Below are 21069 nucleotides of genomic sequence, written 5' to 3' on the forward strand. Positions count from 1 at the left end.
GACCTAGCTCTCGTAATTGTCCCGCACGAAGCGGTCGAGCAGGCGCACGCCATAGCCGGTACCAAAGGTCGGCAGGCGGGCATCTTTGGAGCCCGACCACATGCCGGTGCCGGCAATGTCGATATGCACCCAGGGCTTGTCGTTGACGAAGCGCTGGAGGAATTGCGCCGCTGTGATCGAGCCCGCCAGCCGGCCCTCGCCGATATTCTTCATGTCGGCGATCGGTGAATCGATCTGACGGTCGTATTCCGGACCGATCGGCAGGCGCCAGACTTTCTCGTCGGTCGCCTGGCCTGCCTTGGAGAGGCCTTCAGCCAGCTTGTCGTCATTGGTGAAGATACCGGCATGCTCGTGTCCGAGCGCGATCAGGATCGCCCCCGTGAGCGTGGCGAGATCGATCATGAATTCCGGGTCATAGGTTTTCTGCGCATACCAGAGCACATCCGCCAGAACGAGACGGCCTTCGGCATCCGTATTGAGGACTTCGATGGTCTGCCCCGACATCGAGGTGACGACGTCGCCCGGACGCTGCGCGTCGCCGTCCGGCATGTTTTCAACCAGGCCGACAAGGCCGACCGCATTGACCTTGGCCTTGCGCTTGGCAAGCGTCGCCATCAGGCCAACGACGGCGGCAGAACCGCCCATATCGCCCTTCATCTCGTCCATGCCCTGGCCCGGTTTCAGCGAGATGCCGCCGGTGTCGAAGGTCACGCCCTTGCCAATGAAACCAAGCGGCTTGTCGCCCTTCTTGCCGCCATTCCATTTCATGATGGCGATCTTGCTTTCGGCGACAGAGCCCTGCCCCACACCCAGCAGCGAATGCATGCCGAGCTTTGTCATTTCCTTCTCACCGAGGATTTCGATCTCGAGACCGAGATCGGCGAGTTTCTCGATGCGCTTGGCATATTCCGGCGGCCGCAGGAAATTGGACGGCTCGTTGACCAGATCGCGTGCGAGGTAGACGCCATCCGCGACTGCGCCGTAAATCTTCCAGGCGTCCTTGGCTGCGGAATCGTCACCGGTGGCGATGGTCAGTGTCTTGAGAGACGGTTTCTTGTCGTCGCTGAGCCTGGTCCGGTATTGGTCGAACCGGTAGGCAGCCATCATCGCGCCAAGGCCGAAGCGTCCCGCGCCGTCGGCGTCGCCAATGCCTTCGAGATCAACAGCGAGCGCCGTTTCGCCGGAGGTCAGCACGGCCTTGGTGAGGGCCGCACCGGCCTGTTCCAGCGCGTTGCCGTCCGGCTTCTTCTTGCCAACGCCGAAAACGACCAGCCGGTCGCCATCGATGCCCGACGGAGCCGTGATCACCAGCGTGTCGCCCGCACCGCCCTTGAAGCGAGACGCGCTGATGGCGCGGCTGATGGCACCGCCGCTGGCCTTGTCGGCGTCCTTGGCGGCTTTCGACAATTCGGCCTTGTCGAACGCGGCGACCGCGATCGATCCCTTTGCGGGTGCACTCGCAAACTTGATTTTCATGCCTCACCTTCGGTCTGTTTTGGCGCGAGACAAAAATTGTCCCGCAAGCTGTGTCGGCGAAGTGGTATCCGATCGAAGGGTGTTATAGAAGGCCGAAACCGCAAGAGTCTGCAGGTCGAATGATTCTCGTTCAGCGATACATGTTCCGGCAATTGCTGATGCCGTTCGTCACCGCCGCCGTCGCCTTCGCGGGGCTGGCGCTGCTCACGCAATCCCTGTCGAACATCGATTTCATCTCGAATTACCGCGAGACCGCCTTCACCTTTATCAAGGTGACGTTTCTTGCCCTGCCACAGCTGATCGCGCTGCTGTCACCCTTCGCGCTGTTCATTGCCGTTCTGGCCGGTCTGTCGCGACTCTATTCGGATTCCGAGGCCACTGTCGCTTCGGCATCTGGCCTGTCGCGCTGGGGCCTTCTGTCGCCGGTCATGCGCCTCGCCTTCCTGGCCGCAATGCTCAATCTGGTGGTGAACCTGTTCATCCAGCCGCTCGCCTATCAGGAAATGCGCCGCAGCGTTTTCGAATTGCGGACCGACATTGCGGCGAGCCTCGTGCGGCCCGGCGAGTTTGCCAATCTCGCGGCCGGCGTGACGCTCTATGCCCGCGAATCGGATGGCAGCGGCCGGATGTCGGACATTTTCATCCACGATACGCGTGATCCCGACGAGGTCTCGACCTATGCCGCCAGGGAAGGCGTCATCGTGCGCGGCGAAGAGCGCCCCTCCATGGTGCTCATCGACGGCAATGTTCAGCAGATCGACGAGACCGGGGCACTCAACTTCCTGACGTTCGACCGCTACGAGTTCGACCTGGGCGATTTCGTCGATCCCCAGCTGATCTTCTTCTTCAAGGAATCCGATCTGTTCCTGCAGGAGCTGTTTTTCCCGAGCGCCGCTTCGCTGGCGCGCGCGCGCGGCGTGGAACGATTGCAGGCAGAGGCGCACTACCGGTTGTCCGGTCCGCTCTACAATATCGCACTCGCGCTTATCGCCGCCGCGGCCTACATGGCCGGATCGCACTCGCGACTGGGAAATAGCCGCAAGGTCGTGATCGCGGTTGCCGCGGCGCTCACCGTGCGCCTGCTGGGATTTGCCGCACAGGCTGCCGCGACCGACGATGTCGCCTTCAACTACGTCCAGTACGCGATCCCGATACTCGCAATACTGGCGTCGATCACCCTGATCTGGTGGCGCAAGCCGCGGCCCGCCGAGCAGCCAGAGCCCGCACCGGGAGCGGCAGCATGAATTTCAAGATCAGCCGGCTCAGCCGCTATCTGGCGCGGCAGATTCTGTTCGGACTGCTGGTCTCCGGCGGCATCGTTGCGACCATCATCATCCTGGTCGATTTCGTCGAGCAATCGCGTTCCATCGGCACGCGCGTCGATATCTCGGCCTTCGACATCCTCCTGCTGACCCTCATGCGTACGCCGTTATTGCTGGAAGAGACGCTGCCCTTCATTTTCCTGTTCGGCGTGCTGTTTGCCCTGTTCCGTCTGAACCGGCGCAGCGAGCTCGTCGTGATGCGCGCATCCGGATATTCGGCCTGGCGGATCGTCAATCCTGCCATTGTCATCTCGCTGCTGTTCGGCCTCCTTGGCGCAATGCTGCTCAATCCCGTCGGTTCGGCATTGAATGCGGAATTCGAGGCCCGCCGCGACGCGCTCACCAGTGTCGAAAGCGCGCAACCGCAAGCGGAGCAGGTCTGGTTGCGCGAGACCACCGCGGACGGATTTATCGTGATCTCCGCGGGGCAGCTGGAAGAGAATGCCCGCGAATTGCTGCAGCCCGCATTCCACTTCTACAACACCAATGCGTCCGGCACGCCGGACCTCGACCGGCGCGTGTCGGCAGAGGCGGCGCGGCTGACGGCCGGTTTCTGGGCGCTCGAGAACGCCGTGGAGCTGGCGCCCGGGGCTGAACCCGTTGTCCTTGGCGACATATCGCTGCCGACATCGATTGACCGGCAATCGCTGTTCGAACGCATCCGTTCGCCGCGCGGGGTGTCGTTCTGGGACCTGCCGGGACTGATTGCCTCCGCCGAGGCTGCCGGCCTGGCCGTCGAACGGTTCGAACTGCGCTGGCAAGGCTTGCTGACGCTGCCGCTGACGCTGATCGCGGCCAGCCTGATCGCTGCCGCTGCGACCCTGCGACTATACCGGTTAGGCGGAGCGGCGGCTTTCGCGCTGACCGGCGGTGCGGCAGGATTTCTCGTCTATTTCGTGCAGGAAGTTCTCTACACGCTCGGGGAGAATGGCACATTGCCGCCGCTGACGGCGGCCTGGGCGGCGCCGCTGATCACAACACTGCTCGCTCTTGCCTATATCGCCTCCACGGAAGATGGTTAGCAGCGCGGCGTGGACGGCCTGAACCGAAGCGGCTAAGCCGTGCGTCTGGGCAGTGAATGCCTTGGGGAGTTTTTGATGCGGTCACTGCTTCTGTCTGCTGTTTGCTTGAGCGTTGTAGCGCCGGGTGTCTCGGTCGCGGCGACCTGTGCCCTGTCCCAGGATGCCGACACGGGTCTGTTGTCGACCGGAAATTCCGACGAACCCGTCTATATCGAGGCCGACACGCTGATCGAGAACCGGGATCGTGGCAGCTATATCGCGCGCGGCAATGTTGTGGCCCGGCAGAATGGCCGCACGGTGGAAGCTGACGAACTCGAATACCGCCCCGCTGACAATCGCGTGATCGCGCGCGGCAATGTCGCCATTTATTCGGATAATGCGCCGCCGCAATTCGCCGACGAGATCGAGCTCGACAACGCGCTCGGCGAAGGTCTTGCTGTCGGTTTCTCGACGCTGCTGGAGAATAATGGGCGGGCTGCCGCGTCCTTTGCCGCGCGGCGCGCGGACGGATCACTGGAGCTCACCAACGCCTATTACACGGCCTGCCGGATCGAGACCGATGATGACCGGCCGACCTGGCGCTTGCGGGCCGGGCGCGCCGTCCAGGATACAGAATCGGAGATGATCTATTACCGCGATGTCCGCCTCGAAGTGCTGGGCGTTCCGGTCGCTTATTCTCCTACTTTTGCGCATGCCGACCCGTCCTCTGACCGCCGCTCGGGCTTGCTGTTCCCCGCATTCGGCGTGTCGTCGCGGCTCGGCGCATTCTATGGACAGCCCTATTACTGGGCGATTTCGCCGTATCAGGACCTGACCATCACGCCGCGCGTCATGGGCAATGCCAATCCGCTGCTCGGCCTCGATTACCGCAAACGGTTCTGGTCAGGCGATCTCGGCTTCGAAACCAGCTACACGCGCGAACGCGACATCGACAGCGACGGTGAGCTGCTCAACGACGCGGAACACCGCTGGCATGTGTTTGGCGGTGGTGAATTCAGCCTTTCGGAAGACTGGGTCTGGGGCTTCGGCGTGCAGCTCGCTTCCGGCGATTTCCACCTCCGGACCTACGATATCAGCGAAGTCTACGAGGATTATCCGGGCCTGCTGGAACCGGCACCGCGGCGATTGATGAACCAGCTCTATGTTCAGGGCCGCGGCGACCAATACTATGCGGAAGTCATCAGCGCTGGCGTGCAGAGCCTGCGTGAAACGGAAAACGATGATCAGCTGCCGATCATGGCTCCGCTCGGCGAGATGCGTATCACCTACCCGGCCGGCGAGGCCCTGGGCCGTTTGCGGACGATCGCATCGACAGCCGTTCTGACCCGGAATGACGGGGTGGATTATCAGCGCGCTTCCGCCTCGGTGGACTGGCAGGCCCAGTTTATCGCGCCAGCGGGCATCGTGCTCGAACCGTTTGCGGCCGGGCGCGCGGACTATTTCAGTTTCGAGGATGTGCCTGGCAATCTGTCAACGGACCCGACGACTGAAGACTCCTTCGGCCGTTTCCTCGGTTATGCCGGTGCCGAACTCAGCTGGCCTTTCATCGGTTCGGCGGGCGGAACCGACACCATTCTGGAACCCATGTTGCAGGGGCTGATCGCCAGCGACGCCAGCGAAGCCGGCCGTGTGATCAATGAAGACAGCCAGACCGCCGAACTCGACGAGACCTTGCTGTTCGATCACAACCGGGCGACCGGGTACGATCTCTGGGAGGACGGGACGCGCCTGACTTACGGGCTGCGGACGACGACGTTCTGGGGTGAAGAGAACCGCCTGCGGACCTTTGTCGGGCAGAGCCGGCGGCTCGACGGTGACGCCGTGTTCGCGCAGAACAGCGGACTGTTCGAGGATGAATCCGACGTCATCGTGGCCGGCGAGATTGATCTCGGCAGTTTTTCCGTGGGGGCGCGCACGCGCATCGACTCCGGTGACGGCACGCTGAACCGTGTCGATCTATCTGCTGCCTATACAAGCCGGCGCGTCACCGCGACGGTCCGGTATTTCGGATTCGCGGACTCGCTCCGGCGATCCGGCACAAGCGAAGAGCTCTATCTGACCTCGCAATTTCATATCACCAACAATTGGAGCCTGGTTTACAATCTGCGACGCGATATCGACGCACAGGTCGACCGCCGCGAACAGATCGGATTCCGCTATCGTGATTTCTGCACGGACCTGGAAGTGCTCTATCAGCGTGAGAACACGAACGTAGGTGATCTTGGCCCCTCGGAATCGATTCAGATCCGTGTCACCCTGTTCACACTCGGAGGCGTAGGCTCCGAATAGCAGCCCGCCGCCGCGACGCGCCGTTGCGTCGCGCGCGACTATAGGTATTTTCGAGCGCGAACAGAGACGTATCGGCGAAACAATGAAACGCAGCCTCACCGCATTCCTTGCCTTGGTGATGACCACCTTCGGCGGTGCCGCCCATGCCCAGCAGGTCGAAGGCATCGCCGCGCTGGTCAATGACTATCCGATCACCACGGTCGACGTGCGAAACCGCATGCGCCTGATCATCGTGTCGTCGGGCATTCAGCCGACGGAAGAGGCCCTGCTGCGTATTCAGCAGGAAGCCCTGCGTTCGCTGATCGAGGAAACCCTGCAAATCCAGGCGGCGCTGGAATACGAAGTCGAAGTCGAGCCGGCGGAGATCGATGCTGCGATCGCCAATATCGCCGTCCAGAACAATGCCGATCCGTCACAGATTGCGAGCGAACTGGCCGCCAGCGGCGTCGATATCGCCACCCTGCGGCGCCAGCTCGAAGCCGAGATCGCCTGGCAGATCATCGTCAGCGGCGTTTACAACAATCGCATCCGCATCTCCAACCAGCATATCGAGCAGACGCTCGAACGCGTCGCCGCCAGCGCCGCGCAGCCGCAATACCGGATCGCCGAGATCTTTATCGAGATCCCGCTGTCGGCGGATGATTCCGTGGCCCAGCAGCGGGCCGTCGCGGTGATGACCCAGCTGTCCCAGGGCGCGGCTTTCCAGGCGGTCGCCCAGCAATTTTCCGATGCGCCATCGGCCGCCAATGGCGGCGATATTGGATGGCTGCTGGAAGGCCAGATGCGCCCCGAAGTGGCGCAGATCGCGCGCATTCTCGAGCCCGGCCAATTGTCGCGCCCGTTCCGGGTTCCCGGCGGGCTGATGATTATTGCGTTGATCGACCGCCGCGAAAGCTCGGCAACCGTTCAATACGAGCTGGTGCAGGCCACGCTGCCGTCCAGCCGGCTGACCGACGAGACGCGCTCGTCGTTCGCAAGTGCCATTGACCGCGTCCGCTCCTGTGACGGGATCGACGCTGCGCTCGAGCCGGTCGAGGGCGCCTTTGCCTCGCGGCTCGGCCAGATATCGCTCGACGCCTTGCTGCCGGAAATCGCCGACCGGCTCCGTGCGCTCGGCCCGGGAGAAAACACCGGCGTGCTCGACACGTCCGCCGGCCAGCAGGTCTATTTCGTCTGCGATCGCGCAATTGGCGGACCCGGCGTGCCGACGCCCGATGAAATCGAACGCCAGCTTCGAAACCAGCAATTGTCGATGTTTGCGCGTCGCTGGTTGCGCGATTTGCAACGCGACGCCACCATCGAAATCCGCTAATGGTGCCGCCGCTTGCGGTGACGATGGGCGACCCGGCAGGGATCGGGCCGGACATCACGCTGGCGGCCTGGCAAGCGTTGAAAACCGACGGTCCGGCCTTCTGCATTCTTGGCGATCCGGCCCTTTACGGGTCGACGGCGCAACCGATTTCCGACCCGGCAGAGACCGCAGACGTATTCGCTGACGCCCTTCCCGTATTGCCGATGTCACTGGCATTTCCCGCGATTCCCGGAAAACCCGATTCCGCAAATGCGGCCGCGATCCTGTCATCGATCGAACAGGCGGTCGCACTGGTCCGCACTGGCAAGGCGGCTGGCATTGTCACCAATCCGATTGCCAAATCAGTGCTCTATTCGGCCGGTTTCCGGCATCCCGGCCATACAGAATTCATCGCCGAGCTGACACGTGACATGGCGCACAAAGGCCCGCGCGGGCCAGTTATGATGCTGGCGGGCGAGCATGTTCGTGTCGCGCTGGTATCAATCCACAAGCCGCTGCGCGCAATGATCGATGAATTATCGGTGGACGCCATCGTCGAGACCGCTGCCGTGACCGACGCCGCGCTGAAACGCGATTTCGGTATCGAGGCGCCGCGGCTGGCATTGGCGGGGCTGAACCCGCATGCCGGAGAGGACGGCGCTCTGGGGCGCGAGGAGATCGATATCGTGCAGCCCGCTGCCGTGCAAATACGGGGGCGCGGAATTGATATCAGCGATCCGATGCCGCCTGACGCCATGTTCCATGCCGAGGCCCGCGCGAAATACGATGCGGCCATCTGCCTGTATCACGACCAGGGGCTGATCCCGTTCAAGGCGCTGGATTTCTGGGGTGGGGTGAATGTGACGCTGGGCCTTCCGATCGTGCGCACCTCGCCCGATCACGGCACCGGGTTCGATATTGCGGGCAAGGGTGTTGCCAGGCCCGACAGCCTGATTGCTGCAATCCGGATGGCCGCCGACATGGCGGAAACGAGAACTGCATGACGGAGCTCCCGCCCCTGCGCGAGATGATCGCAGATCATGGCCTGCGAGCCGACAAGTCGTTCGGCCAGCACTTCCTGCTCGACCTCAACCTGACTGCCAAGATCGCCAGCCTCTGTGGCGACGTGTCTGACGCTGCATTGATCGAGGTCGGACCTGGTCCGGGCGGGTTGACACGGCCCTTGCTGGCGCTGTCGCCAAAGCAAATGATTGCCATTGAAATGGATGCGCGTTTCATTCCCGCGCTAGTTGCCACGGGTGACGCTTTCAATACGCCGTTCGAAATCGTCGAAGGCGATGCGCTGAAGGTCGACGAGGCGGCGCTGGCCGGCGGCAAACCCTGCGTGATCGCGTCGAACCTGCCCTATAATGTCGGGACCGCGCTGTTGATCAAATGGCTGAAGGCCGAGCCGCTTATCTGGCGGCGCCTGGTCCTGATGTTCCAGAAGGAGGTCGCAGAGCGCATGGTCGCTCCCACGGGCAGCAAGGCCTATGGCCGGCTGGCGATCCTGACGGCAGCCGTCGCTTCGGCCCGGATCGCACTGAAAGCCCCTGCCCGCGCGTTTACGCCACCGCCCAAGGTCGACAGCGCCGTCGTCGTGTTCGAACCCCTGCCGGAGAACCGGCGCTTTGCGGACCTGGCCGCTCTGGAAGTGATCACGGAAAGCGCCTTCGGTCAGCGCCGCAAGACATTGCGCAAGAGCCTCGGCATGGCAGCCGGCAAGGCCAGTACATCATCTGAAGTCCTGCTGACAGCGGCCGGCATCGATCCAGGCGCACGGGCCGAGACGATTGCTCCAGACGGGTTCTTTGCCCTCGCCCGGGCCTGGCGCGCGGCGAAAGGCTAGCGCCGCTCTTTCATCAGCTCGTCGACAAAGCCGCGCAGCCACGGCCGGCGCGCACGCTTGAGGCGTTCGGCCTTGAGGATCAGCTCGATTTCCTCGAGCGCGCCCGAAAAATCCTCGTTGACGATGACGTAGTCATACTCTTCCCAGTGCGAGATCTCGGCTTCGGCGCGCGCCATGCGGCCGTCGATGACGGTATCGGAATCCTGGCCGCGCTTGCGCAGCCGGTCCTCGAGCAGTTTCATCGAGGGCGGCAGGATGAAGACGCGCACGACATCGCGCGGTGCCTTCTCGGCCAGCTGCTTGGCGCCTTGCCAGTCGATATCGAACACAACGTCGCGGCCTTCGGACATGGCGTCTTCGACCGGGCCCTTGGGTGTGCCGTAATAATGGTCGAAAACCTTCGCGTACTCATAGAATTCGTCGGCCGCGAGCTGGCGCTCGAACGCCTCGTGATCGACGAAGAAATAATCCTCGCCATCGCTTTCACCGGGGCGCGGCGGACGCGTGGTCGTAGATACCGACAGCACGACGTCCGGATGGTGCATGATCAAGCGCTTGGACAAGGTTGTCTTTCCAGCCCCGGACGGGCTGGAAAACACCAGCATCATGCCGCGGCGGCCGCCCCGGTAGCGGGGTGCCTTGGGGCGCTCATTCGACATTCTGCACCTGCTCCCGGAACTGATCGACCGCGGCTTTCAGAGACAACCCGATATGGGTCAACTCGGAATCACCGGACTTGGAGCATAGCGTGTTGACCTCGCGATTGAACTCCTGAGACAGAAAGTCCAGCTTGCGACCAACCGGCGAACCGCCGGCGATCAGATCGCGAGCGCTTGCGATATGGGCTTCGAGCCGGTCCAGCTCCTCGCGGATATCGGCTTTCACGGCGAGGATGGCGGCTTCCTGCGCCAGTCTCTCTTCCGGGAGTTCGCGGCCAAGCAAATCTGTCAGCTTGGCCCGGAACCGGTCCAGCATCTGTTCGGGCCGGTCGGCGGCAAGACGGGCCGCGGCGGAGCGCATTCCGGAAATTTCATCGAGGACGGCAAGCAACATTCCCGACAATGCAGCGCCTTCTTCCTGCCGCGCCGATTTCAATCCGGCCAGGGCTTGGTCGAAGGCTTTCAGGATCGCGCCTTCCAGCGCCTCCCGGCCGTCTTCACCGGTATCTTCCTCACTGATCAGCACGCCGCGGATATTGAGGAGCCCGTCGAATGTCGGTTTCTCGACACGCCCCTCGGCGACAAACGGCTCACCGGCTTCGATCAGGGCGTTGAGCAGATCATGATCGACTGACGGTCCGGCGGCGGTGACGTCGCGTACCAAGGTCAAGCTGGCCTGCAATGAGCCGCGATGCAGCGCGGCCTTGGTGCGCTCGCGCGCGGCCAGTTCCAGCGCGTCGAAACCCGGAGGTGTGCGGAACCGGACTTCGAGCCCCTTCCCGTTCACACTCTTGATTTCCCAGCTGATCGACCAGCCGTCGAGCGTCGCGGAGGCGCGCGCAAATCCTGTCATGCCGGACAGTGCTGTCATTATCTCCGTTCCCGCTCAACGCGGCGCCAGTTTGCAACATTGCGCTGATGCTCGCGATAGGTTTCCGCGAAAGCGTGCCCGCCTGTCCCGTCTGCCACGAAGAACAGGTAATCCGTGTCCGGTGGATTGAGCACTGCGGCGATGGCGTCGCGGCCGGGATTGGCGATCGGTGTCGGCGGCAATCCGTCAACAAAATAAGTGTTGTAGGGATTGCTGGCATTGTCCAGTTCCGACCGGCGAATGCCGCGGCCGAGCGGCTCGCCGCCCGTAATTCCGTAAATGATGGTCGGGTCGCTTTCGAGGCGTATGCCGCGGCGCAGGCGATTGACGAAGACAGACGCCACGAGCGGACGCTCGGAGGCCACGCCAGTCTCCTTCTCGACGATGGACGCCAGGATGATCGCCTCTTCCGGTGTGTCGAAGGGCAAGTCGTCCGCACGGTCCGGCCAGAGCGCGTCAATCAGTGCCTGCTGGTCGGCGCGCATGCGATCGAGGATATCCTGGCGCGAGTCCCCACGGTGAAAGCTGTAGGTTTCCGGCAGCAGCGTGCCTTCGGCCGGAACGTCCGTAATCTCGCCGGTCAGTACCGGATTGGCGTTGAGAATGCGGACGATCTGGGCGCTTGTGCGGCCTTCGGGTGCGGTCACAAGATACTGGATCGTGTCGCCTTCGCGCAGCTGCTCGTAGATGTCTAGCATGCTGGCCCCGGCCGGGATGGCATATTCGCCGGCCTGCAATTCGCGGTCGCCGCCATCAATCGTGACCCAGATGCGAAAGACCCGCGCGTCGGAAACCACGCCTGCCGCTTCCAGCTGATTGGCAATGGCGATCAGTCCGGAACCGCGCGGCAGGAGAACGACGGTCTCCTCTGCTGCCGGGCCGGGCTCGGCGACCTCGTTCTGCAGCCAGGTCCAGGACAGCCAGAGCGCCGCGCCGGCCAGTATCACGCCGCTGACGATCAGGATCAGCAACCAGGCCAGCAGCCTGCCTAGAAGCCCTTTTTTCTTCTTAGATTTCGTCTCGCTCATGACGGCGATCAGTCCACTGCCCGGAAGATGACGGACGCATTGGTGCCGCCAAAGCCGAAGGAGTTGGACAAGGCCGCCTGCACCGGTTTTCTGACGGCGGTATGCGGCGCGAGATTGATCGGCGTTTCGATGGACGGATTGTCGAGATTCAGCGTCGGCGGGCAGATTCCGTCGCGGATCGCCAGAATAGAGAATATCGCCTCCACAGCCCCGGCTGCGCCGAGCAGGTGTCCGATCGAGGACTTGGTCGCCGACATGACGATGTCGCCGGCGGCGTCACCAAACAGCCGCTCGACCGCGCCGAGTTCGATCTCGTCGCCCTTCGGCGTCGACGTGCCGTGGGCATTCACATAGTCGATATCGGACGGCGACATGCCGGCGTCCTTCAATGCTGCCTGCATCGAGCGGAAGCCGCCATTGCCGTCTTCGGCCGGTGCGGTGATGTGGAAGGCGTCGCCGGACAAGCCATAGCCTGCCACTTCGGCATAGATCGTGGCGCCGCGTGCCTTTGCGCTCTCGTATTCCTCGAGCACGAGGACCCCCGCCCCCTCGCCCATGACGAACCCGTCGCGGTCCTTGTCATATGGCCGGGAGGCTTTCTCCGGCGTGTCATTGAAGCCGGTCGACATGGCGCGGGCGGCGACAAAGCTGGCCACGCCGAGGCGGCAGATCGCGGCTTCGGCGCCCCCGGCGACCATCATGTCCGCATCGCCATACCGGATCATCCTGGCGGCATCGCCGATTGCGTGGGCGCCGGTCGAACAGGCGGTCACCACAGCATGGTTCGGCCCTTTCAGACCGTGCCGGATCGAGACCTGGCCCGAGATGAGATTGATGATAATGCCGGGAATGACGAAGGGCGAAATACGACGCGGCCCCTTCTCCTTCAAAAGGATCGAGGTCTCGTAAATGGTGCCCAGCCCGCCCGTGCCGGATCCGATGAGGACACCGGCGCGCTCGGCCTGCGCCTCGCTCTCGGCCTTCCAGCCGGAGTGTTCGAGCGCCTGATCGGCAGCCGCGATGCCATAGAGAATGAATTCGTCGATGCGTTTCTGCTCGCGCGGCGACATGACCGCGTCGGCATCGAAGGCGTGCGGATCGTCAGCGCCACCGCCGCGACCGTCTTTTCTTGGAACAATGCCAGCAATCCGGCTTCCCAGATCGCTGGCATCAAAATGTTCGATCGGACGGATTCCAGACGCGCCGGAAATCAACCGTTCCCAGACAGGCTCTACCCCGCATCCCAGCGGCGATACGATGCCCAGCCCGGTAACGACGACGCGGCGCATGACAATCCGTGCTTAGCTGGTTTTCTCGCTGATGAACTTCACAGCATCGCCAACCGTCTGGATGTGCTCGGCGGCGTCGTCCGGAATTTCAATGTCGAACTCTTCCTCGAACGCCATGACAAGTTCGACATTGTCGAGCGAGTCAGCGCCGAGATCGTCGATGAAGGAGGCATTTTCCGTGACCTTCTCTTCTTCAACGTCGAGATGCTCGACCACGATTTTTTTTACACGGGCAAGAACGTCGGACATAAGCGATTCCCTTCTGCAATCCTTCGCAAAACCTTATGCGGGGCTGGATAATCCGTGAAGCGCTGATGACATGCACTTCGTCCCCTCAAGACCGGAGAGCGGCAACTAGCACGCTCCTTTGAGCTTGGCCAGCCGCATCCGCTTTCCGTCTTATCCCTTCTAGATCATGGCCATACCGCCATTGACGTGCAAGGTCTGCCCCGTCACGTAGCGGGCTTCAGCGCTGGCAAGATAAACCACCGCCGCAGCGATATCGTCACCGGATCCGAGATCATTGGCCGGAATTTTCGAAAGGATGGCTGTGCGCTGATCGTCGTTCAGCGCGTCGGTCATCGGCGATGCGATAAATCCGGGCGCGACGCAATTGGCGGTGACGCCGCGTGCCGCGACTTCCTGGGCCAGCGATTTGGTGAAACCGATCATGCCGGCCTTCGAGGCGCAGTAATTCGCCTGGCCGGGATTGCCCATGACACCGACAACCGAGGTGATCCCTATGATCCGGCCATGGCGTGCCTTCATCATGCCGCGAAGGGCTGCGCGCGACAGCCGGAAATAGCTTTCGAGATTGATCTTCAGGACCTGGTCCCAGTCCTCGTCCTTCATGCGCATCAAAAGGCCGTCCTTGGTGATGCCGGCATTGGCGACAAGGATGTCCAGCCCGCCCATCGCTTCATTGGCCTGCTTGGGTAGGGCATCCACCGCTTCGCCGTCGGACAGATTGCACGCTATCGCGTGTACGCGATCGCCGAGCTCGGCCTTGAGCGCGTCCAGCTTCTCCTGCCGCGTTCCGGAAATCGTGACTATCGCGCCCTGTGCATGCAGCGCGCGGGCAATCGCGCCGCCAATTCCGCCTGTTGCGCCGGTGACCAGCGCGGTTTTTCCATCCAGTGAGAACATGGGTCTATCCTTTCAGCGAAGCGGCGAAGGCTTCAATGTTTTCGGGGGTGATAAGCGCGGTCCCGGTGGCGTCCGGCGCGGTCCGGCGCAGCATGCCCGTCAGCACCTTGCCGCCGGCTTCGGCGAATTCGGAGATCCCGCCCTCACCGGCCATCCATTCCACGCTTTCGCGCCAGCGCACGCGACCGGTGACCTGTTCGACCAGCAGTTTGCGGATCGCGACCGGATCACTCTCGGGACGGGCGCGCACATTGACGACGACCGGCACTTTCGGTGGGTTGATCTCGGCCGCCGAAAGAGCTTCTGCCATGGCATCGGCCGCGGGCTGCATGAGGGTGCAATGGAAAGGCGCGGAGACCGGCAGTGTCATCGCACGCTTCACGCCCTTGGTCTTGGCAAATTCGATTGCGGCATCGACGGCGGCGGAAGCGCCGGAGATCACGATCTGACCCGGCGCATTATCATTCGCAAACTGGCAAACACCGTGTTGCGCGCCGGCATCGGCTGCTGCCTGCGCCGTCTCCATGTCCGCGCCGATCAGGGCGGCCATGGCGCCTTCGCCGACCGGCACAGCGGCCTGCATCGACTTGCCCCGCAGTTTCAGGAGCCTGGCTGCATCACTGAGCGAGAGCGAACCGGCGGCTGCCAGCGCGGAATATTCACCGAGGGAGTGACCGGCCACGAATTTCGCGGCGGTGACGTCGATTCCGAACTGTTCCTCTAGCACACGCATTACCGCGAGCGATGCCGCCATGATGGCCGGCTGTGCGTTCTCGGTCAGGGTGAGGTCTTCCAGCGGCCCGTCCGCCATCAGATGGGATAGCTTCTGACCAAGCGCATCATCGACCTCGTCGAGCACCGCCTGGGCCGCCGGAAACGCTCCGGCCAGCTCGGTTCCCATTCCAACGGCCTGTGAGCCCTGCCCCGGAAATACAAATGCCAGCGCCATCGCGTCGCTTCTCCCTTGCAAGCTGGGAGGCTTCGATAAACAGCGCAGCGCTTTTAATCAATCGTCGGAGGTCAGCCAGTCGATGGCCTCGGCGCGATTTCGAAAGACGCGGGAATTCAGCCCCGGCCCAGAGGTCGCGAGCATTTCAAACAGCTTGATGATACCAAGGTCGAGATCCTTCTCGACCAGTATCGCTTCCTTCAAGCCCGACTGGGCACCGGAACGCGCTTCCTTCATCGCCGGGATCAGCACGTCCTTGTATCCGTCGAAAGTGAATTCACTGAAATCGGCATCCACCGCCGCAATGCCGAGTATTTGCGTGGTGTCGTTGAATTCCGGGCGCGACATGCATTCAGGGATGTAGGCGGCGATTTCCTCGACCGTCATCTTGCCGTGCGTTCGCATCTCGAAGACGTTGACATCGGCCAGATATCGGATCGTGTAGGGCATTGATCTTTCCGGTCGGTTCATCAAGTGCCGCAAATTCAGCCCCAGCGATAAACGAGCCGATATTCACGCTTAGATATGTACGTCGGTTTTTGATATTTGGTAAGGGTGTATTCTATTCTTTCTTAAAGGGGCCACCCGAGAACACAGCCCGATTGCAGTTCGAGCCCGTTGGGGGAGACAATTCCGATCCGCAAACAACGTCCGCTTTCACACCGCCTCCGCATGGGCGGCCTGATATTCGTCATCGGTATCGCGATACTCTTGGCAGTCGCAGAATGGCTCAATCCTCCGGAACGCTGTGTGGAGCGCGGCGGCCGTTGGCACTGGGACGGTCGCTGGTGCGAAGAGGCCGTGCGGTCGTGACCCGGTTTCGCTGGTCGGTCTGTCCAATCCGCGATATACCGCAAACCGGGTCGGGGACAGATTAAATGACAAGACTGCTCAATGAGTTGCGCCGACGTAGCGTGTTTCGCGTCGCCGCTGCCTATCTGGTAATTGCATGGGTGCTCATACAACTGGCTGCATTGCTGGAAAACAGCTTGGGATTGCCGCTTTGGTTTGACGCCGCGATCATTTCCTTTCTGGTGATCGGGTTTCCGATTGCACTGATCTTGGCGTGGGCGTTCGAACTGACACCGGAGGGCGTCCAAAAAACATCCAGCGGGGATCCCAACAGCGGAACGCGACCGCTGGTTCCTGCAGATTATCTGATGTTTGGCGTTCTTGTGATCGTTCTGGGCGCGACCGGGTATCAAATTGCGACACGCGGTGGAAGCCATGCCGGTTTGGCGCCCGGAGCCATGCCGGTTGTTGAAACGGACACTGATGAATCGTCTTTCTCCTCCATCGCGGTCCTCCCCTTTGTAAACATGAGCGGATCGACGGATCAGGAGTATTTCTCCGATGGCATAACCGAAGAGATCATAAACGCCCTGGTTCGTATTCCCCATTTGCCGGTTGCCGCGCGAACCTCGGTCTTCGCATTCAAGAATTCGACCGATGACATCCAGACAATCGGAAGTGCGCTCGGTGTCACCCACGTGCTGGAGGGAAGTGTGCGCAGCACAGATGGCCAGTTCCGGATCACCGCGCAGTTGATCAATGTGACCACCGGCTTTCATCTCTGGTCGGAAACCTATGATCGGCCCGACGAGAACATTTTCGTTGTCCAGGAAACCATCGCCAATGAAATTGCCGCCCGGCTGACATCGGATTTGAGTAGCGCCAACCCGGTGCCGAACCGAACTGCAAGCATCGACGCTTATGATCACTATCTGCGTGGGGCCGCCGCCTTACGCGAACGACATCTAAGCACGGCACAGTCCGACCTTGAACAAGCCTTGGAGGCCGATCCGGATTTCGCGCCTGCGTGGGCTACGCTCGCGATTGTGCATGAGATATTCAACAATTTCGAGGAAGCGGAAGCGGCGGCCAATCGCGCCCTTGCGCTCGATGAAAACAATGTCGATGCGCTGACCGCGCTCGCCAGCATCCACAGGGATCAGCTGAACTGGCTCGAAGCTGACCGGATTTATCGACAAGCGTATGCGATCGACCCTGATTCTTCGGAGCTGGCCGAGGACTATGCCGAGTTTCTTCTTTTTGCCGGCTATGCGGATCGGGCCCGGACTATCGCGCGGCGAGGCCACGAGCTGGATCCGTTCATGATGCCGCTGCTGCGGAGCTATGTCGAAGCCCTGATCACCACCGGCGATTATGACACGGCACTCGAGATCATCGGCTATCGCGGCCATCAGGATCTCGTCCTCGCCATGCGCCTGTTTTTCGCGCGCTACATGCAGGACGGCGTCGAGGGCATGATCGATGTTCTGACCCTGTTTCGGCAGTTGACAGCAGACCGTCTTGAAGCTGCCGATAACGAGCAGCAGCAAGCCCTTCTGCAATTCACGCTGAGCAAGCTCGAGGAAGCGCTGGCGGCTGTCGGCCCGGATGCGGACGCCGAAGCCATTGCGGCCATCCGAGCGGATATTGTCGATGGGCAGCCCAATTTTCCCATCAACATCTCTGCAGCACTGGGCATGGAGCTCGGCATGGATGACGAGATACTCGATGCTCTTACGCCGCCGGAAAACGAAGCTTTTCCTTCAGCCTTCATATGGCAGCCGCCATTTGCCCGCTTGCGGTCAGACCCCAAGTTCAACCGGATTGTCGAGCGCATGCAGCTTCCGCCGTATTGGCGGGTTGCCGGCTGGCCGGATTTCTGCCGCCCTCTCGACGGCGATGAATTCGAGTGTTTCGACCCCGACGCCGCATAACCTGCCCCCACTTGCCTCCCCGCCGCTTTTCCTGTAACGACCCGCGCTTCGAACGGATGCGGTCCTTTCTCCCGTTGTAACGTGCGCACAGGGCGTATGGGAAAAGGAGCCACCGCAGATCATCCCGACCCTTCGGTTGATCGGCGCCGCATCCATGAGAGAAGGGAGTATCCTCATGGCTCTTTACGAGCATGTCTTTATTGCGCGCCCGGACATTTCGCCGGCGCAAATGGAATCGCTGACCGAAGAGATCCGCAGCCTCGTCGAGGAAAAGGGCGGCAAGGTCGGCAAGACCGAATACTGGGGTCTTCGCAACCTCGCCTATCGTGTCAACAAGCACCGCAAGGGGCATTACGGCCTTTTGGACGTCAACGCTTCGGCCGACATCGTCAATGAACTCGACCGGCGTCAGCGCCTGTCGGACGACGTCATCCGTCACATGACGGTCCGCGTGGACGAGCATCAGGAAGGCCAGTCCGCCATTCTGTCGAAAAAAGATGACCGGCGCCGCCGCGATCATCGCAACTAGGCCGAAGGAGACACCCCAATGTCTGATCTGAATATCTCGAATATTCCGGCCCGCCGCCCGTTCCAGCGCCGCCGGAAAGTGTGTCCGTTCTCCGGCGAGCATGCGCCGAAGATCGATTACAAGGATCCCAAGCTGCTGCAGCGTTACATGTCCGAAAAGGGCAAGATCGTCCCGGCCAGGATCACCGCGGTTTCGGCCAAGAAACAACGTGAACTGGCCCGCGCCATCAAGCGTGCCCGCCAGCTCGCCATCCTGCCCTACGCAGTCGATTAAGGAGAAAACCAATGCAAGTTATTCTTCTTGAACGCGTCGACAATCTGGGCGCCATGGGTGAAGAGGTCACCGTGAAGCCGGGCTATGCTCGCAATTTCCTGCTGCCGCAGGAAAAGGCGCTTCGCGCGACTGAAGCCAACCGCAAGCGTTTCGAAGCGCAACGTGACGCGCTCGAAAAGCGCAATGCCGAGCGCCGCGATGCGGCTGCCAAGTCCGCTGAAGGGGTCGATGGCGAGACCTTCATCATTATCCGCCAGGCGGGTGAAACCGGCCATCTCTACGGTTCGGTCAACACGCGCGACATTGCGGAAGCCGTTTCCACGGACACGCTGAAAATCGGCCGCTCCATGGTCGTGCTCAACGATCCCATCAAGACGCTGGGTCTGCACGAGATCGAGATCAAGCTGCACGCCGAGGTGACCATCACCGTCACGATCAATGTCGCCCGCTCCGAAGAGGAAGCCGAGCGTCAGGCTGCCGGCGAAGACGTCATCGCGTCGCAGCACGACGAAGATCGTGCGATTGCCGAAGCCCAGGCAGCGGAATTGTTCGAAGCCGGCGCCGAGCCGGACGAACTGGCCGCAGCCGATGAGAATGCCGAGATCGAAGCCGAGGCAGCTGCTGAAGCTGATGATGACGGCACGGAAGAGGCCGAGAAAGCCTAGGCTTTCCTGCTTCCACCTGGACCAAAAAGGCGGGCCGCCCTGGCCCGCCTTTTTTCTTTGCGGCGCGACTCGAGTTATCCACAGTTCGGCAATTTTCTGTTGGCGAACTGAAAAACCCCAATGTCAATTGAAAAGACCCGCTTGTGGCGCATTAGGACTTCGTTAAGAACCCTCCCATGGCCTTGCATGACCTCCCCCATCCCGAAGACACCAATACCGAGACGGCACCGCACAATATCGAGGCTGAGCAGGCCTTTCTCGGCGCGCTTCTGTATGACAATGAGGTGCTGCACAGGGTCAGTGACTGGCTGAAGGCCGATCATTTCTATGACCCGGTTCATGGCCGGATCTACCAGGCAACCGCTGACCGGATCCAGCGCGGCGCTTTGGCCGATGCCATTGTTCTTAAAACTGATTTCGAACGCGATGGCGGCCTGAAAGAGATCGGCGGGGCGGCCTATCTGGCGTTGTTGCTGGAGAGCGCTGCGGATTCCGTCGCAGCGATCGAGTACGCCCAGCTGATCTATGATCTGGCACTGCGGCGCGCTTTGATCCGGGTCAGCGCCGAGCTGTCGCACGAGGCGACCGAGGCGACACCGGAAACCCATGCCCGGCTGCTGATCGAGAGCGCCGAGCGCAAGCTGTTCGAGCTTGCAGAGACCGGCGGAAATCAGCGCGGGTTTGTGAGCTTCAAGGAAGCGCTCACTGAATCGGTCGAGATGGCCGCAGCGGCCTATGAGCGTGAAGGCGGGCTGTCCGGTGTCTCCTCCGGACTGAACGCGATGGATGAGAAGCTCGGTGGGCTGCACCCGTCGGATCTGATCATCCTCGCCGGCCGCCCGTCGATGGGGAAGACCGCGCTGGCCACCAATATCGCTTTCGCGATCGCCCGCGCCTACCAGTATTCCACCCTGCCCGACGGCGCACGCAGAACCGAAAAGGGCGGCGTGGTCGGTTTCTTCTCGCTGGAGATGAGCGCCGAACAGCTGGCGACGCGTCTGATTGCGGATTACACCGGTATTCCCGGCTACCAGATCCGGCGCGGTGACATCGATCCGGCCCAGTACGAGGAAATCCGCGATGCGGTGCTCGAGATCCAGGGCCTGCCGCTTTACATCGACGATACCGGTGGTCTCTCGATCGGCGCCTTGTGCGCGCGGGCGCGGCGATTGAAGCGCCTGCACGGGCTCGACCTGATCGTGGTCGATTACCTGCAACTGGTCACCGCATCCGCGTCGAAGATGGGCCAGGGCCGGGTGCAGGAAGTTTCCGAAGTCACCCAGGCGCTGAAGGCGCTCGCCAAGGAATTGTCGGTCCCGGTGATCGCGCTGTCGCAGCTCTCGCGGCAGGTCGAGCAGCGCGACGACAAGAAGCCACAGCTCTCCGACCTCCGCGAATCCGGCTCCATCGAGCAGGACGCCGACGTCGTCATGTTCGTGTACCGCGAAAGCTATTACAAGGAACGCGAGAAGCCGAAGGAAGGCACGCCGGAATACCTCGCCTGGGAAGAGGAATTCCGCCAGATCGAGCGGCGCGCCGAAGTGATCATCGGCAAGCAGCGTCACGGCCCGATCGGCACCGTCGATCTCGCCTTCGACGCGGCGCGCACGAAATTCTCCGACCTGACGCGTGACGATCGCTATGAGGGCATCGCGCATTAGCGCCTTGATGCCCTGCGCCGACCG

General features: G+C 61.8%; 21 protein-coding genes. 12 read left to right on the forward strand and 9 right to left on the reverse strand.

Annotated elements, in window-relative coordinates; genetic code table 11:
* Positions 1-3 precede the first annotated feature (3 nt).
* Entirely contained in the window at positions 4-1476 is a 1473-nt protein-coding gene (locus ACOOFN_RS01120) for a leucyl aminopeptidase (protein ID WP_420432825.1), read from the reverse strand.
* A gap of 119 nt (positions 1477-1595) precedes the next feature.
* Here ACOOFN_RS01120 and lptF point away from each other — a divergent pair, with 119 nt between their 5' ends.
* The 6 genes from lptF to rsmA all read left to right on the forward strand — a co-directional run bounded on the left by lptF (position 1596) and on the right by rsmA (position 9249).
* Positions 1596-2720 carry an LPS export ABC transporter permease LptF gene (gene lptF / locus ACOOFN_RS01125; protein ID WP_420432827.1) on the forward strand — a complete coding sequence of 375 codons (1125 nt, stop codon included), beginning with the start codon at positions 1596-1598 and terminating at the stop codon, positions 2718-2720.
* Positions 2717-3820 (forward strand): LptF/LptG family permease, encoded by a 1104-nt coding sequence (locus ACOOFN_RS01130; protein WP_420432829.1) that lies wholly within the window; start codon positions 2717-2719, stop codon positions 3818-3820. Before lptF ends, ACOOFN_RS01130 begins: the two co-directional genes overlap by 4 nt.
* 105 nt (positions 3821-3925) lie before the next feature.
* Positions 3926-6109, forward strand: a complete 2184-nt coding sequence (locus ACOOFN_RS01135; protein ID WP_420432831.1) for an LPS-assembly protein LptD — start codon at positions 3926-3928, stop codon at positions 6107-6109.
* A gap of 82 nt (positions 6110-6191) precedes the next feature.
* Positions 6192-7421 carry a peptidylprolyl isomerase gene (locus ACOOFN_RS01140; protein WP_420432833.1) on the forward strand — a complete coding sequence of 410 codons (1230 nt, stop codon included), beginning with the start codon at positions 6192-6194 and terminating at the stop codon, positions 7419-7421.
* Positions 7421-8404 carry a 4-hydroxythreonine-4-phosphate dehydrogenase PdxA gene (gene pdxA, locus ACOOFN_RS01145; RefSeq protein ID WP_420432835.1) on the forward strand — a complete coding sequence of 328 codons (984 nt, stop codon included), beginning with the start codon at positions 7421-7423 and terminating at the stop codon, positions 8402-8404. The genes ACOOFN_RS01140 and pdxA overlap by 1 nt, the downstream gene beginning before the upstream one ends.
* Positions 8401-9249 (forward strand): 16S rRNA (adenine(1518)-N(6)/adenine(1519)-N(6))-dimethyltransferase RsmA, encoded by an 849-nt coding sequence (gene rsmA / locus ACOOFN_RS01150; protein ID WP_420432837.1) that lies wholly within the window; start codon positions 8401-8403, stop codon positions 9247-9249. Before pdxA ends, rsmA begins: the two co-directional genes overlap by 4 nt.
* Here rsmA and gmk read toward each other — a convergent pair.
* From gmk to ACOOFN_RS01190, 8 genes are all read right to left on the reverse strand, one after another.
* Positions 9246-9908: a guanylate kinase gene (gmk, locus tag ACOOFN_RS01155; RefSeq protein ID WP_420432839.1), complete on the reverse strand. Its 663-nt coding sequence runs from the start codon at positions 9906-9908 to the stop codon at positions 9246-9248. The genes rsmA and gmk overlap by 4 nt on opposite strands.
* Positions 9898-10779 (reverse strand): YicC/YloC family endoribonuclease, encoded by an 882-nt coding sequence (locus ACOOFN_RS01160; protein WP_420432841.1) that lies wholly within the window; start codon positions 10777-10779, stop codon positions 9898-9900. Before ACOOFN_RS01160 ends, gmk begins: the two co-directional genes overlap by 11 nt.
* Positions 10779-11807, reverse strand: a complete 1029-nt coding sequence (gene mltG, locus ACOOFN_RS01165; protein ID WP_420432843.1) for an endolytic transglycosylase MltG — start codon at positions 11805-11807, stop codon at positions 10779-10781. The genes ACOOFN_RS01160 and mltG overlap by 1 nt, the downstream gene beginning before the upstream one ends.
* Before the next feature lie 8 nt (positions 11808-11815).
* Positions 11816-13096, reverse strand: a complete 1281-nt coding sequence (gene fabF / locus ACOOFN_RS01170; protein WP_420432845.1) for a beta-ketoacyl-ACP synthase II — start codon at positions 13094-13096, stop codon at positions 11816-11818.
* Between the two features lie 12 nt (positions 13097-13108).
* A complete protein-coding gene (locus ACOOFN_RS01175; protein WP_420432847.1) occupies positions 13109-13345 on the reverse strand; it encodes an acyl carrier protein in 237 nt (78 codons plus the stop codon).
* Between the two features lie 159 nt (positions 13346-13504).
* The gene (fabG, locus tag ACOOFN_RS01180) at positions 13505-14242 is read right to left on the reverse strand and encodes a 3-oxoacyl-[acyl-carrier-protein] reductase (RefSeq protein ID WP_420432849.1); all 738 of its coding nucleotides are present in this window, start codon (positions 14240-14242) and stop codon (positions 13505-13507) included.
* Between the two features lie 4 nt (positions 14243-14246).
* Entirely contained in the window at positions 14247-15191 is a 945-nt protein-coding gene (gene fabD, locus ACOOFN_RS01185; protein WP_420432851.1) for an ACP S-malonyltransferase, read from the reverse strand.
* Between the two features lie 57 nt (positions 15192-15248).
* Positions 15249-15641 carry a hypothetical protein gene (locus ACOOFN_RS01190; protein WP_420432853.1) on the reverse strand — a complete coding sequence of 131 codons (393 nt, stop codon included), beginning with the start codon at positions 15639-15641 and terminating at the stop codon, positions 15249-15251.
* Positions 15642-15863: 222 nt separating this feature from the next.
* On the opposite strand from ACOOFN_RS01190, the gene ACOOFN_RS01195 reads away from it, so the two are divergent.
* The 6 genes from ACOOFN_RS01195 (at position 15864) to ACOOFN_RS01220 (ending at position 21045) form a co-directional block, all read left to right on the forward strand.
* A complete protein-coding gene (locus ACOOFN_RS01195; protein WP_420432855.1) occupies positions 15864-16004 on the forward strand; it encodes a hypothetical protein in 141 nt (46 codons plus the stop codon).
* Between the two features lie 65 nt (positions 16005-16069).
* A complete protein-coding gene (locus ACOOFN_RS01200; protein WP_420432857.1) occupies positions 16070-17917 on the forward strand; it encodes a tetratricopeptide repeat protein in 1848 nt (615 codons plus the stop codon).
* Between the two features lie 175 nt (positions 17918-18092).
* On the forward strand, positions 18093-18446 hold the full coding sequence (rpsF, locus tag ACOOFN_RS01205) for a 30S ribosomal protein S6 (protein ID WP_420432859.1): 354 nt from the start codon (positions 18093-18095) through the stop codon (positions 18444-18446).
* Between the two features lie 18 nt (positions 18447-18464).
* The gene (gene rpsR, locus ACOOFN_RS01210) at positions 18465-18719 is read left to right on the forward strand and encodes a 30S ribosomal protein S18 (RefSeq protein WP_420432861.1); all 255 of its coding nucleotides are present in this window, start codon (positions 18465-18467) and stop codon (positions 18717-18719) included.
* A gap of 11 nt (positions 18720-18730) precedes the next feature.
* On the forward strand, positions 18731-19384 hold the full coding sequence (rplI, locus tag ACOOFN_RS01215) for a 50S ribosomal protein L9 (RefSeq protein WP_420432863.1): 654 nt from the start codon (positions 18731-18733) through the stop codon (positions 19382-19384).
* A gap of 176 nt (positions 19385-19560) precedes the next feature.
* Positions 19561-21045: a replicative DNA helicase gene (locus ACOOFN_RS01220; RefSeq protein ID WP_420432865.1), complete on the forward strand. Its 1485-nt coding sequence runs from the start codon at positions 19561-19563 to the stop codon at positions 21043-21045.
* Positions 21046-21069: the final 24 nt, after the last annotated feature.

Origin of the sequence: Hyphobacterium sp. (genome assembly GCF_965217055.1) — a bacterium.
In the GTDB taxonomy this organism is placed as follows: Bacteria; Pseudomonadota; Alphaproteobacteria; order Caulobacterales; family Maricaulaceae; genus Hyphobacterium.